The sequence below is a fragment of the Candidatus Flexicrinis affinis genome, from assembly GCA_016716525.1.
GTDB lineage: Bacteria > Chloroflexota > Anaerolineae > Aggregatilineales > Phototrophicaceae > Flexicrinis > Flexicrinis affinis.
The window spans coordinates 930,880-945,812 of record JADJWE010000001.1 but is presented as its reverse complement, the minus strand read 5'-3'; the positions used below and the strand labels follow the sequence as shown (position 1 = coordinate 945,812).

The following is a 14,933-nucleotide window of genomic DNA, read 5'->3' as shown; positions in this document are numbered from 1 at the left end:
ATGTTACAAACGGACCATTCGAACGGTGCAGTTCGTCCAATTTCTGGGGTAGCGCAGGAGCATCTGCGACCTCGATGGCGCTAGCCAGTACCCGGGGCTTCGGCGCGTACACCGCCGCGGGCCAAGTCAAGCGACAGTACATCACCATCGTACGAGATGTCCATGCGCTCGGCGCCGAGGTCGACGCTCGTGTACTTGTTCTCGTAGTGCGGAAACGCGGCCCAGTCCACGGCGCGCCCGTCGACTTTCAGATGCCCTTCCCAGCCGAACACCAGTGACTCGCCGTCCGGCGTACGATACTCGACACGCGTCCCCTGCCCTATTGGCACGTTTTGCTCTACCTTGGCGATAAACGTGTGCCAGTCCCCGTCGTCCGCGGCACTGCCCACCGTGCATATCCACGCATGTCCACCGTTCTCGCTGCGCAGTTCTTGGCCGGCGTACGGTCCGCGGTCCAACAGCGCCAGCGGGCCATCTCCCCACAGAGCGAGGTATGCGTCGCCGAGCCGCGCAAACGCCCACGCTCCGCGGATGACGTGTTCGTCGAACTCGGCACATGGGAAGTACGCGTGACTGAACCCCAAGCCGACGGCAGCATCCAGCGAATACAGGCAGATCACGGTGCGGCCGTGCATCCCGACACGCGGGAGACGCGCGGAACCCGCCCAGTAGTTCGGGCGCGCGTTGCCATGCTCTTGGTTGTTGCCGGGATACGTCGTGAAGACTACGGCTTCAGGACCAAGTGTCGCTTGCCACAAGTGCTCTTGGATCCCGCGCTGACCGGGCCGGTAATCGACTGCGGCGGCGAGCATCGACGTCGGCGTCCTGCGCGTGATCGTGCGGATATCCCACTCCCCACGATGAATGTCGAACTGGGGACGGAATCTCCCGTTCGATCGCGCACGTGTTACGAGCTCGCCAGACACATCTGCACCAATCCGCTGTAACACCTCAGGCACGCGATACCGCTGGGCGAGGGCCAGCATCGACGTCGCGTGAGTCTCGCCGTTGAAATTGCCCATCCCCCAGGCAATCTGCTGCATGCCGGAGGTCGCATCCGCGCGGGCCGTCTTCAGGCCATCCACGTAGCATCGTCCGTGTGAGCTTCCGTGTGCCCCGCGGAACGACTGCGACGCCAGCATGAAGAAGATCTTGTGCAGCAGCGCTGCGGCCATTTCTCGCAGGCGCGCGCTGTTGGCAAGTTCCACCAGTGACAGCATCGCGAAGGTGTCCATCGTCAAATACGTATTCGAGTCCCACTCCGAAAACCCGCCGCGCAAACGTCGCAGGATCCACGTCTCGATCCGCGGACGCGAACGGGCCATCTGCTGCCGCCCCGTGTATCCACTGTTGGCGAATATGCGGTCCGGCCAGAATTGACCCGCAAGGTAAGCTGTCACATGGAACAGTATCTGGTGGTTCTCCGTGATGTAGCACATGCCGTCCAAACCGGGTTCGTCGATCCAATACTTGAACCCGAGAAAGGCCCGCTCGATCGCCGTGTAGTCGTCGTCACGCAGGATTGGCTCGGCTCGATGATGGTAGAGCGCAGCCAGCAGGCTCAACGCGAAGAAATCGGCACAGTCGTACCGCTGATTGAGGTAGTGACACGCGAGAGTGACTGCATCGGCGTCGATCAACCGCGTATGCCCAAGCGTCACTGCCGCGAGGCTTCCCAGCACGTCGTAGCGAATCTGCGCGAGATGCTCCAGCGCGGTGTGGCGGCGCGTGTCGTACGTGCCGTGCGGAATATCGTGATAGGGAAACGAACTCACCCAGATCGGTCGGGTAACGGACACGGGAGCATCACCCGTTGTCCCAACCCTAACCTGCACGTTGTGGGCTTCGCGCAAGCGCATCAACGCCGCGACCTGCTCCGGCGTCAGCGGAAGGTCGACCGTTCCGCCGACAGAGAGCGTCGCCGTCGTGCGGTGTTCGGGCAGGTCAGGCGACACCACCTCTGGAAGGTTGAACTGCGGTCGTGACGGACTTGTCGTAATGATCACCGGCACAGGATGCGGCGCGTTTGCACTCAGAGTAAGCTGTCCCGGCAGTTCGGTGACGACGAACCGGTCTGCGTACACGCAATCGAGGTCGTGTGCCGCTTGTCGCCACGTTGCGGCGTCGTGTCCAGCGATCGGAATACCGGTCGTCACCGCGGGCTGACCGCGAAACCGAAGCCCGAGCGCGAGGCGGGCCTCGCGCCACCCGACCATGCTGCCGTGTATCGTCAGCGTGTGCGTGCCCGACCCGACATCCAGCATGAACGGGAAGACGATGGGCTCGACATAGCTGAACGCCATCGACTGCGCGACCAGTTCGCTGTCTACCCAGACCTGTGCCGGGCCGATGGTGACCAGCTCGGCAGACAGAGTCAGCGCCTTCTTGGCGGTCAGCGTCGTGTGGAGCCAACCTTCCATGTGGCTAGGCCGGTAGTTGAAGACGCTGAAGTCGACAGCTTGATCCTCGGCAACGGCGGCAGATCGCCACGGCACGCCACCCGGCCCGGTCTGCCCAAGCTCCGGACGCACAGGCAGGTCGGGAGCGGGCATCAGTCTATACACGCGCGACTTCAGCGCGAGGACCTCCGGGTGGAACGCCCAGTACGACAGCGCCCACCGCCTCCCGGCGCCGAATGCATTGCCGGCCGGGTTGACGACTTGATCCAGATTCTGCAGCGGTGTCACAATCGGCCCGCATGCCAGCCATGTGCGTACCGTGCCGCTGTGGTCGAGATCTTCGGTGAGGAGATTCGGGCTGTGCGCCATGGTATCGTCCTGACTAGCGTAGCCGACGTGCGTTTGTTCGCTGTTCGCGCCCGCGCGTGTCATCACGATCACACGCTTGGACGAACAAGCGGGAACATGATTCTACACGTTCCCGCCTGAAATCGAACTAACGCTGTCCAGCTCGCAGCACGCCGATGACACCGCGAGCGTTGTTTTGCGACTCTACGCGCGCCCCCACTTGGCATACGCCTCGTCGAACGACATGCCGAGCGCGAAGTCCTGCCGCATGCCTTCTTCCTTGGCCTCGACCTCCTCAACCTTCACCAGCGCTTCCATCGCGATTTCTTGCGGGACGACGATGACGCCGTCCGCCTCGCCGACGATCCAGTCGCCCGGCCTCACCCGTACACGACTGGTCAACGTCCCCGGCATGCCGATCGTGACGTTTACGTCGTCGATTCGCCAGCGCTGCGACGATTCGATCGGCGACGTACCCCGCGAACACACAGTGAAGTTGGGAATCACCTCAAGCCCGAGGTAATCGCGAATCAGCGAGTCGAGGACGATTCCGCGCGCTCCGCCCTGTTGGAGCGCCCAGCTCGTCATCTCGCCGAACTTCCCGGCATGCAGTTCGCCACCGCATTCCACGACGACCGCGCACCCGGGATACATCAGTGTGCGCAGCTTCTCGAAGTAGTTGACACCGCCACCGCCCGTCCACTCCTCACCCTTGGTGACCGGGTACGCGGACCCTTTGACGGTCACGACCTGACCGGCGAGATGCTGATGCATGGACAGCGGCCGAATACCGAGATCGAGGCATTGGTCGGGATAGCCCATGCGGTCGAGCGTGTCGTACAGGTTTGCAACGCGGATTCTGTCCCAGCGGGCTTGCAGTTGAGCGGCATCTTGCGCGTGTTCAGTCATCGTCTCTTTCCTTGATGCGTGCAGTCGAATGGAGTTGCGTCGTCACGGACTCAGTCGAAATACGTGTCGCCGTTCCAGAGCAAGCGCCTGGCGACAGAATCGTTCAATTCTACGCCGATTCCGGGGCGCTCCGAAACGGTCATGAAGCCGTCTTGTACGAACGGCTTGTCACCATCACACAGGTCGTTCCACCACGGTATTTCGAGCGCATGCAGTTCAAGCACCAGGAAGTTCGGCACGGACGCCATCACATGCGCAGCTGCCATCATGCCGTGCGGCGTCGAGACGTTGTGCGGGGCGATCGGAATGTAGTTCGCGTCGGCAAGATCCGCGATGCGTTTGGCTTCCGCGATACCGCCGGCCTTCGCGAGGTCGGGCATGATGACGTCAACCGCCTTCGCGTTGAAGAGTTCGAGGAACTCGAATCTCGTATATTGATTCTCGCCGCTGCAGATTACGGTACTGCTCGAAGCTTTGACCTGCGCCAGCGCCGCAACGTTTTCAGCCGGCACGGGCTCCTCCAGCCACATCAGACGCAGGGGCTCGACCGCTTTCGCCAGCGTAATCGCCGAAGGCAGGTCGAACTGCCCGTGGCAGTCGATGGCGAGGTCGACCTCGTACCCGAGCGCATCGCGTAAGCCCTCGATCAAGCCGATGATGTGCGTCATCTCTTTGGCGCCAACGGTCCAGTTGTAAGGGTCCAGCTTGCCCACGCCCGTGCTGTCCACGTCAAACTTCACGGCGCTGAAACCTTGTTCGACACGCTCGATCGCCTTCTCGGCGTACGCCTGCACGCTCTCTTCCTCGCCTGCGTGACAGTCGGCATACAACCGAATCTTGTCGCGGAACTTGCCGCCGAGCAGCTTGTAGATCGGCACGCCGAGCGCCTTGCCGCAGATGTCATACAGCGCGTTGTCGATTCCAGTCAGCGCGAAGATGATCGGCGCGTTCGACGATCCGCCGTAACGGCCGCCGCGCCGCAGCTTCTCATAGATCAGGTTGACGTTGAACGGATCCTCACCTATGATGCGCTCCCGCATCGCCATAATCGCCGCTTTGGTCGCGAATCCAGATGCGCCCGGCCCGCCGGAGTTGCACTCTCCGGTGCCGACAATGCCCTCGTCGGTATAGATGCGGACGAACGTCCACACGCTGCCTCCGCTGTGCGGCACCTGCTCGCCAATGACGCACGCCTGCACATCCGTGATCTTCATGATCGCCCACTAACCTTTCAGGCTGCCAGCCGTCAGACCCTCTACGAGAAAACGCTGCGCGAATATATAGATCGCAACGACGGGAATCGCCATCATCAGCGAGGCCGCCATCAGTTGCCCCCACGGATAGATGTCGCCAAACACGAGAAGCTGCAGCCCGACGGGCAGAGTCTTGAGCGATTCACTGGTGATGAACACAAATGCGAACAGGAACTCGTTCCAAGCGTTTGTGAACGCGAACAACGTCACCGAGAGCAAGGCGGGCATCGCGAGCGGAAGCGTGATCTTCCAGAACGCGGTTAGCCGGTTCGCTCCATCGATAAGGGCCGCCTCTTCGAGTTCAACCGGAATCGACCGGAAGTATCCCATCATGACCCATGTGGCAAATGGCATCAAGAATGTCGGATACGTGAGTATCAACGCGCCGTAAGTGTTGATCAAGCCAAGTTCGGTCAGGATGCGATACAGCGGAATGAAGATGAGCGCACCCGGCAGCAGGTACGTAACCAGCAGAAGCGTGGTCAGCAACCCGCCACCGCGGAACTTTAGCCTCGCCAGCGCATATGCGGCCAGCGCGGCAAGTACCACCGAGATCGCCGTGCTGGTCGTCGCGACGAGGACCGTGTTGCCGAACCATCGGACGAACGGCGTATCGAAGAGCAGCGAGCGATACTGCTCGAACGTCCACGGGTTGGGCCAGTAGATCGACTCGAATCGCTGAATCTGCAAGTCCGTTTTGAACGATGTAATGATGATCCAGAAGAACGGAAACATCACGAAGATCAGGAACACCGAGAGCATCAACAGGCGTCCGGTCAGCCCGATTCCTTCACGCTGACTTCGGGTGAGGCGCGGAATCCCTTGTGCCTTCGGGGGAAAGAGTATGGTACCGATCCGCCCCACGACGCCGGAGATCAGCTCTAGGGGGAGAAGTACGAGGTCGATGGCCCAACCGAGTAGGCGGGCGGAAAACGCATATAGCACGCTGCTGCGCGAGACTTTCTCTGTACTTTCAACTTGCTGCTCGGGTCGCATGAAACGCGCAAGCAGGAAGATCACCACGGCTATGAGTGGGGCCATGCTAAAGGCGGTCGCGGCACCCGGCCCGAAGCGCAGGCCGATAATGGCCTTTTCATAGGCGAGGATGCTGTAGACGCGCGTTGCCCCGCCCGGCCCTCCCCCTGTCATCAGGTAGATTAGGCCAAAGCTGTTGAATGTCGAAATAAACGAAAGGAGTAGCGTGACAACAATAACATAGCGGAGGCCCGGCAGCGTGATGTAACGGAAGCGCTTAATGCTTGTGGCGCCGTCTACAGCGGCCGCTTCGTATTGCTCACGATCGATTGCCTTGAGACCAGCGAGCAGGAGAATGGTGTAGAACGGTATGCCCTTCCAGACGTTTACGGCGATCACGCTTGGGAGCGCTAATCCGGGTTCCGCCAACCAAGCCACTTGCCGGTCAATGACACCCAGCGTTCGCAAGATCGGGTTCAGGCCGCCAAAGATCGGATCGTAGATGCTGCGGAACGCAAGCGCAGTCACAACTTCCGGCACAATCCACGGCAGCAGCATCAACCCGCTCAGGATGCTGCGAAACGGCAGCTTGCTGTTGAGGATCAGCGCGATGCTGATGCCGACCACGAATTTCACTGCCAGCGACGCAAACGTGAACAGGAACGTGTTCCCGACGGCGCTGATGAAGTCGCTGTCCTGCAGCAGTCGTTCGTAGTTTGCGAGGCCAACGTACACATCGGATCGGGTGACGACCGATCGCGTGGTCATGCTGAGCAGGATCGCGTTCACGAACGGCCAGAAGATGAGCAGGAGCATCAAGATGACCACGGGCAGTATGAATGGATACGCTACCCGCCAGTCTCGACCGAGAAAGCGTTCCCAACGGCTCAACTTCAGCCCCGGCGGCGCGTTTGCCACCTGAATACGCGTACGCGTGTTTGCCGGACCGCTCATCATGTCCTCGCAATGTCTCAATGAGTATTCTTGAGTGAGTCAGATCGGCAGGGCGCGGACTATTCGCGCCCTGCCGTTGTGGGACTACTGCATCGCTCCGCCTTCTTCGAAGATCTGAACGATCTTGTTGTGCGCGTCCGCGACGGCCTCTTCGGCGGTCATGGCGCCGGTGGTCACGTTCGCCATCATCTGGCTCGTGATCGAGGCTGCATTGATCTGGTCGACCAGCGCGTTAGGCGGCGCCGGGTGCGACATGCCGTAGAAGACCTCAGGATTCAACAGGATTTCGCGGAAGACCTCGAAGTTCGGATCCGCGCCCATCACGTCCTCGGTCCACAGATCGCGATAGGCAGGCAAGAACAGCCCGCCGCCATTCTGAACCATCGGCGTGTAGTTGGCCGGCGCAAGCAAGTCCAGGACCAGTTCCTTGGCAAGTTCGATGTTCGGCGCGCCTTTGAAGATCGTGATCCACCCACTGCCGCCTGCTTCTGGCAGGGATCCATCGAGCCATTTCGGGGCATGGAGCACGGCCGTATGCTCGAAGATCGGGTTATTGTTCGCCTTGGCCGCAGCGTATACGCTGGGCTGGTTCAACGTCATGGCTACCGTACCAGCCAGATACTGCTCGTTGTTGCTGACGTCCGTCCAGCTCTCGACGCCGGGTGGCAGCATCGGCTTGTACTTCTCGCTCGTATACGTCTCGTTCAGCCACTCGACCGCGGCGACGGTTTCTGGAGAATTGAACGTTACCTTCAAGCCGGTCTCGTCCACGAACGTGCCACCAAACGCCTGAATAACGCCCGAGATCAAGCCATGTCCGTCGCCACTGCGGTTGATCGTCATACCCCAACCGTAGAAGTTGTTGGACGGGTCGGACACTTCGAGGCACGCTTCACGGCGATTGTCCCACGTATCGAGGCTGTTGACGTCGATACCCTTTTCCTCGAACTTGTCCCTGCGGGCAAACCATGCGCCGGTGTAGCTCATGAACGGTACTGCCCACCAGCGCCCGTCAATCTTGGCGTTGAACTCGGCGAGGGCGGGGATGGGCGCGCCGTATAGGCCGACTAACTGGTCAACGAGGTCGGTGACGTCCTCGACGATGTCCAGCGAGTACATCTGCTGGATACTCAACTGGTGGTAGCCAATGTCGGGCGGATTGCCCGCCTGCACCGCGGCCAGCATCTTGGCGGTGAAGTCACCGAAGATTTCAGGATTGGCCGTAGAAATGTCGAGGTCGGCACCCTTTGCCGAGGCGAACGTCTCGACCGTCTGGCGGAACATCTGCTGAACAACTTCAAAGTATTCGGTACGGTGGATAACGGTAAGCTTGCCCGCAGCGCCCACCGGTAGTGGAACCGGAGTCGCATCTTGAGCGAACATGGTTGGAACCGAGAGACCTGCGCCGGTGGCCACAAACCCTATGCCAGCGGCACGCAAGAAATCTCGACGGCTCATCTTGTTTGGCTTCATAGTTTTTCTCCTGATGAACATTCCCCGTGAGTTAGTGCAGAAACGGTACCTCTCCCTGCGCCCATGACACCTCCCTGTCTCCCCTCAGCACCCGCATATCATCCCGATCCCATTCGGGATTAATGCCAAACAAGGTGTTTTCGTGGATAACGCCTTGCGCCCTGAGCTGATCCACGGCAACCCGGGGCGTAAGAGCTACTCTCTCGGTTCTCGATCAAGCACTTGCCAGATCAGCATCAGGTGGGTCTGAATGCTTTCGACAGCGGCATCTCCGTCACGTGCCCGAAGCGCTTCGACGATCGGACGATGGCGCAGTCCGATCTCGACAAAGTCGGTGTACTTCTCCATGTGGGATTGAACGACGAATCGTTGAACAGGATTGGACAGCGAAGACCACACGCGGAGCAATGTCGTGCTTCCGGAAAGTTCAACGATGCGGCGGTGGAAATTCATGTCAAGCTGAGCCAGCATCATGATGTCGTTGTTCGTGCCAGCAGCAGCCATGCGTTCGACCAAGTCGTCGAGTTCATCGCACTGTTCATCGGTGATGCGCGTCGACGCTCGGCGGATCGCGAAGCTTTCGATCGAACTTCGGACTGAAACAAGCTCGTACATCTCATCGTACGAGAGTTCGCTAACGAAACTGCCGATGCGCGCGCGCCGCTCGACGAGTCCGTCGTGTTCGAGACGCTGCAGCGCTTCGCGGACGGGACCTTGACTTGTCCCCATTTGCGCCGCGATGTCCATTTCGACCAGCTTCTCGCCGGGTTTGAGGGCGCTGCTGATAACGGCCAGTCGCAGGTGATCGTAGACCTGCTCCGCCAACGAAGACAGCTTGGGCGAGGCTTTGTGAGAGTAGAAGTCAGTCAATTCCTAAACTCGGTGAGAAGCTATTGATTATTGATAATTGATAGTAGCCGCAAGCTCCACATTCGTCAAGAAATCCGCAGGAGGGGACGTGCGGATGCACACGAAACCCTTCGTCCACACCATGGTGCTGCCGGTGTTATTGGGATCGTGCTGAGCGAGAGACGCAGGAAGGGCCTAGTGCTGGCCGGTTCTGATTTCGGGGTCTAGGCTTCGGGTTTGGTAGACACTCGCCGCCAGCGCATGTTGATTCTGGACGCAAAGAACAACAGCGCCGCGAAGACCAACAGCACATACAGGCAAATGAGGGCAATATCCAGAAGCGTCTGCCCCATCTGCTCACCCGGGCCAAGAACGCCTTTCAACCCGAATATACCGAACAACATCGCCGCGCTAATGTCGACCAGCGTGTCGCGCTCACCCAGCAGCGGCACGAGGCTGATGAGCAGGACCATCGCGATCATGAAGAACGGGAACGCCAATCGATAGAGAAGCGGGCGCTGAAACTCGATGGCGATCGTATCGAAAACACCATAAGGATGATAAAGATAGCCTTCTCTGAGGTCGCCGCCAAACTCGACCTCTCGCTCGGCAAACAGGTTCAGGTCCCAAAGCCGCGTCCCGGACGTCTGGATACTCCACAGCACAAACGGTTCGATCGCATCATGTTCCTCTGTGCCGTCGCTGTAACGGACGCTGTAGCTCACCTGAATGACCGTGTCGAGATTGAAAGAGTCGTATGGATACCAGAAATTCAGCGATATTGTGCTGGCGTTGCTCAAGTCGATTCGAAACGGCTGGTCAATCGGGGGGATTATGTTGTAGTGATTGTCTATGCTGAACGAACCCGCGTACTCAATCGATTCCGCGATGAAATCATCTTCTGTCGGGCTCACGCACACGGGTTCCGAGAAGAAGTAACCGCCGTCGACGGGCTGCGGCGCATCCTTCGTCACAAAGATAAGCCGCACGTCATCGATACACGCTTCGAGGACATCGATCTCTTCGCTGTCGTCGCGGATGTAATACACCATGCGGTCGAGTTGAAACGTGGTGCGGCGTGTCTCGTCCGAGGACGACGGCGGAATGATTGCGATCGACAAGTCCACTGAAGCAAAACCTGCTGCGCCCTCCTCGAACGCCGCATCGTTCTTCGCCTCCAGGTTCTCGAACTGCTCCTGCGTTGGGCGGCGAAACACACCCCAATCGTTCTGAATCCCCAGTATCACCAATACCGTAAGGACAATGGCAAACACGATCACCATCACGGACGCGCGCACGCTCTGTCGCATAGACACCTACCGGATTGGACACGTTCTGAGATGTGCGACGGTGATGTTACCGCTTCAGCCCCACGTATGCTGTAACGACTCCGTCACCCGGCGAGCTGTGCGGCGAGCATTGTCAAGAATCCCACGCTGCCGCGGCCGCACCGGCCCGTTCGAATCAAAGTGGGTTACGGAATAGTCAAGAGGTGAACTTACGCGTGAGTCCGTTTGGATTGGAGGGCGGGGTTCCCCACCCAAACCAATCATTCCGTGATTGCTGTGCGGAGGTCACGAGCAAGTGCCCACGTCGGCCCTTCTCTGGTGTTGCTGATGACCGTCACCAAGCTGTCGTGCTGCGGCAGCACGATGGACGAGAACACAACACCCTGATCCTCCCCTATCGCGCCATACCGGGTGATTCGCCCGGCCGCGTCGGTTACGATCCACACGCCATAGCCATAGCTATCCGTCGGGTCGTCCGGGTTGGTAGCTTGAATGCCCAGCATTCGCTCACGCATGACCTTGCCCATGAGTTGGTCGCTATGCAGAGCGTCCCAGAATTTGCACATGTCTGGCGCGGTCACATATGCTCCACCGTCGCCACCCCCTCGGATCGGCAGGAGAAACACGTTTGTCCGCCCGGTACCGTTGCCTTGGTCTGCCAGATAGCCCAACGCCGTCCGTGCGGGTAGACGGTCGGACTCGAAAAAGCCGGAGTCGCTCATGCCTGCCTTAGCGAAGACGTTTTCTTCTACGTACTTCGCGTACGGCATCCCGCTTGCCGTTTCTACCAGCAACGCCAGCAGAATGTATGCGCCGTTGTTGTACGCAAAACGTTCGCCCGGTTTGAAAACCATCCCGCTGGGGAACATCGTCAGATAGTCGGCTGGCCCGCGCAGCGTGTACACCGGATACCGCGTGAACAGCGCAGCATACTCCTCGTCGCTCAGGTCATCGGGCAGGTAATCGGCGATGCCTGATGTGTGGCACAGCAGTTGATGAACCGTCACATCCGGGTCATAAGTGGGCAATCCTTCGCGGATGTAGTCGCTGATTGGCGCGCTCAGGTCAATCTTGCCCGCTTCCGCCAGTTGGCAGATCGCCGTGGCCGTGAACGTCTTTGTACCCGATGCTGTCCCAAATCGAGTATCAATCCTATTGGGGATTGCCTCCGCCCTGTGAGCCAGCCCATACCCCTTCGCATGGACGACCTTGCCGCCTTGCCGCACCATCACCACACCCGAAAACGCTTGCTCCTGCTCCGCGACTATCTTTTCAACATCCACCGTTAGATGCCTTCTTTTGCGATCGACCCATTGTGTTCATTGCCCTACCACCCCTGTCAGACAAGCCGACTTCAAGAATTGAGGAACATCCCCTGCCCTCTTGTTGCGTTCCATCATGAAGCTTCTCAAGTCTGCGAATCTCTATACTTCAGAATTCACAGCTTCGGAAGGAATATGCTTCAAGACTGATGACTTATACACCGTGTGTTGCTTGGGAGAATTGATGCCAGTAGCCAATTAGAACTGCTGCACGAAATCGTCGAGAGAGTTGCGGTTTACCCGAGCCGAATTATGCCTCCAATTTCATCCTTGCGCAGATTAACTGAACGGATCCGTAGTTCAGATGATGGAGGTGATGGGGATAGGAAAGCAAAAACCAGCGTGAAAGCTGGCTCTTGTTCGACGAGGCTGTCTATAGGCGGATGGACCTGAGGGGATTCGAACCCCTGACCTCTACAGTGCGATTGTAGCGCTCTCCCAGCTGAGCTACAGGCCCGTTCTGTAGGCGGAGTATAGGGCTACTCCGCCCAAAGAGTCAAGATCGAACTACTCGTAGCGCAGGGTGTTCATAATGCGCTCGCGAACGGCAACGGACCCGCTGGCATACGTGGCAAACGCCCCTATTCCGATGGCGACCAGCACGAGCAGCACGGCAATCGGCAGCGCGCTGCGCGGTATCAGAATTGCGCTCTCGAAGCTGAAGGTGGTCATCATCCACACGCCTAACGCGCTCAAGCCGATCCCAATCAGCGCGCCAAGCAAGCTCACGATCACGTTTTCAAGCAGCAGGATGCGCAGCACGCGCCCGCCCTTTAGGCCAATGGCGCGCATCACGCCGGTCTGCCGGCGGCGCTCAAGCGTCGCTAGTGCGACGGTATTCGCCGTGATCACGGCCGCTGCGCCCAGCGACAGAATGCCGACGAGCAGCGGCAGCGCGCTGAATTGGGTGATGAGCCGCGTCAGGATACCGTCGAAGAACGAGATATCAAACGTCAACACGAGCGGCAGAGTCGACAAGCCAAGCAGCGCGTCGTTGAGTTTGTCGGGCGCGATTTTGGCGAGGTTGAGCGTGAAGTCGGCGTAGCGCGGCGCGATGAGGTCCGGTGGCAGCCACAGTCCCCCGAAGCCGCCAGTCGGCGACGAGTCCGCAACCCCGACGATTTCAACCGTGAGCGACTGCCTGCTGCTGAATTGATAAATCGTCAGTCGGTCGCCGAGTCGGTACGCCGGCGCTTCGCCGTCAGGTGTGAACTGCGGTTTGATATATACGGCGACCAGCGTTCCGCGATCTGCCTCCGTCAGCGACCGGCCCGCCGTGATCCCCGGTATCGACCAGTTCGGATCGTCCGTGTCACGGACGGTGACATTGATGTTGAGCGAATCCATGCGCGGCGGCTGAGAACCATCCGCACGCTGGATGTCGCGCAGCGTACCGGCAAACATCATCAACCGCGAACGAGATTCGACGCCCTCCAACGTGTCGAGACGTCCATCGATGATCGGCCGTGCGAGTTCTTGCGGCAGCACAGGGAACATCAATACATTGCCGCCGAGCGTGTTGGTGAACGAAAACTGAAGGATATCGCGCACCGACTCGCCGAAGAACGCGATACTACTCAGCGCGAACATGCCGGCGCTCAGCGCCAGCAGCGTGATCGCCGTGCGCATCCGCCGGGTCGTCAAGTCGCGCAGTGCCAGCCGCAAGTCGACACTCCCGAACGATGGCAGTTTGCCCACCAGCCACACGATCGCCCACATGACGCACGCCAAAATGCCGAGAATCAACAGCGTCACAGCGACGCCGATGACCCCCACCAGCGGGAACCCGATGATCTGCCCAGCGATCAGGCCAAGCGCGATGACGATAAACCCGATAGCAGCAAGCCGCGGCAAACAACCGGCCGTGACGTTCGAAACGTCGTTCGGGCGCAGCACGATGGCGGGCCGGACTTTCGCCGCCGACAGCACCGGTAGAATGCCGAACACGGCGCTGACGAATACCCCCAGAACGCCACCGAACAGAATCGCCTCTGGGTAGATTCTGAACGACAGCGGTTGTTGGATCAGATCGGAACCGAAGCGGTTGGCGACGCCGCTGAGCGCGACCCCGAACACGCCGCCGACAAGGCTGCCGAACACGCCTATCCACATCGCCTCAGCGAGAAACATCATCGCTACTTGCCGGCCCTTGAGGCCAAACGTCTTGAGCGCGGCGATCTCCTCAGTGCGCCGGCGCACAAGTACTAACATCGTGTTGATGATGCCCACCCCGCCCAGCAGCATCGCCCCGAGGCCAAGCACGACGATAAAGCGCCCGAGCACATCGGAGATGACAGCCGACGCTTCGAGGATGTCGCTCGGCGTGCGGATCGAATTCACCGAAACGCGACCATTGGACACGATCGGCCACAGTTCACGGCGGTAGTCGTCGACCTGGTCAAACGGCGTACCATCGGGAAATATGACTCCGAGCCGGTTCGGGCCGATGTTCAGGTCGAGCACACCGTCGACGGCATCGCGGTCGAAGTAGGCAAAACCGAATATCACCGACAGCAGTTCGTTGGATACGAGCTGGAAGAACCCGGCTTGCACTGCCGTCGGCACGATACCCCGTACGACAAAGTCCCGATCCGATCCGCTGACTCGCACTGCGTCGCCTACCGAGATCGACTCACGGTCAGCCAAATTGCGTGAAATGACGACCTCGTTCCCTTCGCCGGTTAACAGCTCGCCCAACGGCACGCCGGGTGGGTCTTCTGCAAACACGTCATTCGTAAGGGGATACGAATCGGGATCGATAAAATACGAGTTGATGAACTGCGGCCGGCCTGCCGTGACGGCGCCAACTAGAGTCAACTGGGTTCCGCTGCTGACGCGATACGCCGTAATCTCGCCACCACGCTCTGCAGCCCACGTCTCGACACGCCGGATCATGTCCGGCGAGAAGTTGTTGGCGTCGTCCGAAGGGTCCGTAAGCGCAGAAAAGAATCGCGCGCCTCCAGCAGACACCGTCAAGTCGCCCTTGTTGGTCGCGCGCACGTCGGCCGCCAGCGAGTCGCCGATTGCCAGTCCGAGGCTGCGCAGCGCGACCATCGTTGCGACGCCGGCCGCCACAGAGAAAACGGCAAACGTCGACCAGCGTCTGCTGCGCCACAAATTGCGCAGCGCGTACGCCAAGTAGAACCCGATCCGGCCCATTGT

The 14,933-nt window shown here is 59.7% G+C and carries 9 protein-coding genes and 1 tRNA gene; all 10 read right to left on the bottom strand.

The features are described from left to right. Positions 1–80 precede the first annotated feature (80 nt). Entirely contained in the window at positions 81–2,768 is a 2,688-nt protein-coding gene (locus IPM16_03990) for a hypothetical protein (protein MBK9122271.1), read from the bottom strand. Positions 2,769–2,951: 183 nt separating this feature from the next. Beyond that, entirely contained in the window at positions 2,952–3,656 is a 705-nt protein-coding gene (locus tag IPM16_03985) for a dimethylmenaquinone methyltransferase (protein ID MBK9122270.1), read from the bottom strand. A gap of 50 nt (positions 3,657–3,706) precedes the next feature. Then, positions 3,707–4,870, bottom strand: coding sequence for a mandelate racemase/muconate lactonizing enzyme family protein (locus tag IPM16_03980; protein ID MBK9122269.1), 1,164 nt, complete (start codon positions 4,868–4,870; stop codon positions 3,707–3,709). Between the two features lie 9 nt (positions 4,871–4,879). Beyond that, the gene (locus tag IPM16_03975; GenBank protein ID MBK9122268.1) at positions 4,880–6,838 is read right to left on the bottom strand and encodes an ABC transporter permease subunit; all 1,959 of its coding nucleotides are present in this window, start codon (positions 6,836–6,838) and stop codon (positions 4,880–4,882) included. A gap of 84 nt (positions 6,839–6,922) precedes the next feature. Beyond that, positions 6,923–8,311, bottom strand: a complete 1,389-nt coding sequence (locus tag IPM16_03970; protein ID MBK9122267.1) for an extracellular solute-binding protein — start codon at positions 8,309–8,311, stop codon at positions 6,923–6,925. 195 nt (positions 8,312–8,506) lie between these two features. Beyond that, positions 8,507–9,181 (bottom strand): GntR family transcriptional regulator, encoded by a 675-nt coding sequence (locus tag IPM16_03965; GenBank protein MBK9122266.1) that lies wholly within the window; start codon positions 9,179–9,181, stop codon positions 8,507–8,509. A 203-nt stretch (positions 9,182–9,384) separates the two neighbouring features. Next, on the bottom strand, positions 9,385–10,470 hold the full coding sequence (locus IPM16_03960; GenBank protein ID MBK9122265.1) for a hypothetical protein: 1,086 nt from the start codon (positions 10,468–10,470) through the stop codon (positions 9,385–9,387). 239 nt (positions 10,471–10,709) lie between these two features. After that, on the bottom strand, positions 10,710–11,732 hold the full coding sequence (locus tag IPM16_03955) for a serine hydrolase (protein MBK9122264.1): 1,023 nt from the start codon (positions 11,730–11,732) through the stop codon (positions 10,710–10,712). A 423-nt stretch (positions 11,733–12,155) separates the two neighbouring features. Continuing rightward, positions 12,156–12,228, bottom strand: a tRNA-Ala gene (locus IPM16_03950). A 50-nt stretch (positions 12,229–12,278) separates the two neighbouring features. Continuing rightward, positions 12,279–14,930 carry an FtsX-like permease family protein gene (locus tag IPM16_03945; GenBank protein ID MBK9122263.1) on the bottom strand — a complete coding sequence of 884 codons (2,652 nt, stop codon included), beginning with the start codon at positions 14,928–14,930 and terminating at the stop codon, positions 12,279–12,281. Positions 14,931–14,933 lie beyond the last annotated feature (3 nt).

Coding starts and splice junctions, on each gene's coding strand:
- IPM16_03990 (MBK9122271.1), bottom strand. CDS start 2,768: ATGGCGCACAGCCCGAATCTCCTCACCGAAGATCTCGACCACAGCGGC.
- IPM16_03985 (MBK9122270.1), bottom strand. CDS start 3,656: ATGACTGAACACGCGCAAGATGCCGCTCAACTGCAAGCCCGCTGGGAC.
- IPM16_03980 (MBK9122269.1), bottom strand. CDS start 4,870: ATGAAGATCACGGATGTGCAGGCGTGCGTCATTGGCGAGCAGGTGCCG.
- IPM16_03975 (MBK9122268.1), bottom strand. CDS start 6,838: ATGAGCGGTCCGGCAAACACGCGTACGCGTATTCAGGTGGCAAACGCG.
- IPM16_03970 (MBK9122267.1), bottom strand. CDS start 8,311: ATGAAGCCAAACAAGATGAGCCGTCGAGATTTCTTGCGTGCCGCTGGC.
- IPM16_03960 (MBK9122265.1), bottom strand. CDS start 10,470: ATGCGACAGAGCGTGCGCGCGTCCGTGATGGTGATCGTGTTTGCCATT.
- IPM16_03945 (MBK9122263.1), bottom strand. CDS start 14,930: ATGGGCCGGATCGGGTTCTACTTGGCGTACGCGCTGCGCAATTTGTGG.